We start from the raw sequence: 3,300 nt of genomic DNA on the forward strand, positions 1-3,300 counted from the left end.
GCTGACGTACGCTTTGCTACGTGATAGTACGAGGGGTCACCATATCATTGCGGAAGGGGAGTCTCTTTGATGAAATATTTTTTCTGGATAGCATTCGCCGTATTCCTGGCGGCCTCTATTCCACATGTTGCTTACTTTTTTGCATCGTTTGAGCCATCATCGGGTCCAGAGGGGATCTGGTGGTGGGGTGTAAGCTATGCTATAGCGATTAGCATTGATGTTACCATTTATCTGCTGTCCTGGACGGCCTTCCAGCGTTATCGGCGCTATCGGACCCCTAAGGCAGTCTGGCAGCATTGGCTTCTCATCATTATCTGCACAGGCTTCTCATGGGCGGTAAACTGGGCCTATGCCAAGCAGTTTCATAGCCCGCAGATGCTGAGCGCGGCGGAGCACGCGGCGCCCTGGCTGACCAACATTTTCCCCTTCATGGCCAGTGCCTTCCCGCTGCTGGGCATCGTCTATACCATGATGGCCGAGACCATCAGCGAGGCGGAGGCGGAGGAGAAGAATACGCGACAGCAGCAGCTGACGGCGCTCTCCGAGCTTGCCAAACAGGTCCAACTCCCCATGTCGACCCTGCGCCGCGCTCTGACGACCGGCTCGCGGCTGAACGCCGCCAGCCTTTTGCCGATTGTCAATCAGGAGCGCACGACCGAGGTGGCCCCGGTTGCCAGCGCCGCAGGCAACGGGACAGTGCGCGAAAGCAGTCAAGATCTTTCGCGTCCGATCACCGGCCAGATCGTGGCGGTGGGCAACGAAGGCCCCAATGGCGAGCAGAATACCAACCCGGCTATGCTGGCCGCCTCGGCTGAGGGCAACCCCGATAAGCTCCAAATGACGATCGAGGTCCTGAAATCGAACCCCTCTATCACCGATGAGGCTCTGGCCCAGTACCTCGCCCTGAAACGCCCTGCCAGTGCTCGTTTCTGGCGCCTGAAGGCTCTGGAGATTCTCAATGCCAATGGGAACGGGGCCGGACAGGCCAACCATCTCAAAAACTCAGTCAGCGACACAGGCGTTTGGGCCACACGCGAAGTCGCCAATGGCTCGCTTGGCCGACGCTAGCTCTCTCCGGCTACCGCATAGCCGATGGAGAACTGCCCGGCTCCCATCCCCTCCCTTTGCTTATCACCAGGCAGCCAGGGAGCCGGGCGCCTCTCCGCTCACTACCTTGACGTCCGTTGCAACGATATGATAGACTAACCAAGAGCAGTGGAGAAACTTTCTGACCTGTCTTGATGTATACAGTGACAGCGTCGTCGATCTGTGCGCTACAGGTTTCCCATATTGCCACTATCTTAGGGAGGGATCAATGCCGACCACTTTCAGCTACGCGCGTATTCTCTACGCCGTAGGCCAGGTGCTGGACCAGATCGGGGTGAAAAGCATCGCTCTCCGCGAGGAGGAGGATGGCCTCTTCGTCGAGGGCTATAATAGCAATGGTCAGCTCCAGGTCCAGCTGCGCTACGATATCCCCGGCCTCTACGAACTGCTAACGCGCGTAGAAGAGCAAGAGAATGGGCGGGAGCTGCCGCAAACAGCAGAGGTGGAGGGGCTGTTGCGCCGCTTCTTGACAGATCATGACCGCGAGTTGGTTGGTATTTCTCGCTAGTATCTGAATAGCGTTCACCGGAGGAACCGGGGGTGTCCCCGGTTCTTGTGTATCAAGGACGCTCTCCGGCTGGCAGTACTGGCACGCAACGCCCTCGTCGCTCGCGGTTTTCCACGCACGGGCCTACCCCGGCTAGCCTGTCCGTCAGGATCGGCAGAGCACACAAGAGCCGCTGAGCAGGAGCAGATGCTACGCTGTGCCATAGACGGCTGGCCTGGAGTAACTGGCCTGGCTGCCGCCTATACCCCGCACTCAGCTCGCACCATCAGGCGCGGAGGCTGGTCGAGAAGAGAGGCCGCGGTCAGCTCGCTAAGCGGGAAGAAGGATACCAATCTGCTTCGCCCGCGCAGCGGCCTGTAAGCTGCTGAGCTGCTTAGAGCCGAGAGGTAATCTCGACCACAGGGTTAGCGAGCTAGCTTTGCTGTACGCTTGTTTCACCTGACCTCTCGGCAGCTATTGTCAATGGTCAGGTCAGCGCTCGCTCGTCTGCCAGCAGCTCGGGCAACACCCTGCCAGGCGCTAGCTAAAAGCAGAAGGGGCAGAGCTTCGGAGTCGGCAAAGGCGATCGACCGCTTGCTGACTTCCCATCCTGGTGATGGGCAGAGGCGAGCGAGCGGCAGGCGGTTTGCAGTGCAAGCCAAGCCTCTCCCGCCTCGATCAGAGTTTGGGAAGAGCACCTTTTGCCCGCTCCGGCCTCCGACCGCGCCATCAGGCTAGCTCTTAACAGGTAGCCGCTCGCTCAGCTCAGTGGTGGAGGCTCGTATCAAAGTCAGCCACCGCCTCTGTCTGATCGCTCTCGCCTGATCCGGTGGAATTGGCGAGCAGAGCGGCTCTCTAGCAAAGAGGTGCGGCCAACCAGCAGGAGCGAGAACACTTCCGACCAATGCCGGTCGATTAGATCGAGGTGATCGCATGCCAACGGTGCCTTAGTATTTGCTCTTCACCCTCTGATAAGCTGTTCGGTAGCTATCTTAATGAGAGACTATATCATAAGTAGTTCTGAAAAGTAAAGCGCAGACCACTCGACTTCGCCAATAAAGTATGATATGCTCATAGTTGTAGGATTGCATAGCAGGCAATCCGAGCACCTGAACAATCAGCAATCCTGGTCTGCGCGGTTTCTCCCCATGAGAGGAGAAGATTGTGCCAGAAGAGATCGCTTTATTCATTGACTTTGAGAACATTCGCTACAGTATGCTGAATATCCAGCGGCGAGAGCCTGATCCGCAGGAGCTGATTGCCGTCGCCCGCCGTTATGGAACTGTCATGGTGGCCCGCGCTTATGCGGACTGGTCGCGTCAGCCGGAGCTGTTCAAGGGCAGCCTGACTGCAGCGATGATTGACCGTGTAGATTGCCCGGCCAAGCAGCGTGACCGTATCCGCATTGGGACGATTCATTATCCTCCAGGGAATCCCTCAACAGGCGCGCTCGGAGTGCCAGGCTACGCTTCTGAAGGTCCGTATCAGCGCCAGTGGTCTGTGGGAGGCACTACTCAGAGTGGCTACACAGGCCCCTTCCCCGCAGTTCAGCCCAACCAAGAGAACGGCTGGTCCGGCTACCAGCAGGATCAAGGGCCGCGCCAGGATACGGAGATCCGCTCTTCCGGTGAGGAGGATACCGCTTATCAACAGGTACCTCGCCAGGGCCTCCCCTATAGTTACCCCCAAGGCCAGCCCCCCAGCGG

3 protein-coding genes are annotated in these 3,300 nt (G+C 58.3%); all 3 read left to right on the plus strand.

Translation table 11 applies throughout. The features are described 5' to 3' along the window. Window positions 1-69: 69 nt before the first annotated feature. Entirely contained in the window at window positions 70-1,068 is a 999-nt protein-coding gene (locus tag IRZ31_RS20770; protein ID WP_297157517.1) for a hypothetical protein, read from the plus strand. Between the two features lie 247 nt (window positions 1,069-1,315). After that, a complete protein-coding gene (locus IRZ31_RS20775) occupies window positions 1,316-1,615 on the plus strand; it encodes a hypothetical protein (RefSeq protein ID WP_297157520.1) in 300 nt (99 codons plus the stop codon). 1,143 nt (window positions 1,616-2,758) lie between these two features. Continuing rightward, window positions 2,759-3,300 (plus strand): NYN domain-containing protein (locus IRZ31_RS20780; protein ID WP_297157523.1); only part of this gene is annotated, 542 nt, incomplete at its 3' end.

The organism is Thermogemmatispora sp. (assembly GCF_019683635.1).
GTDB lineage: Bacteria > Chloroflexota > Ktedonobacteria > Ktedonobacterales > Ktedonobacteraceae > Thermogemmatispora.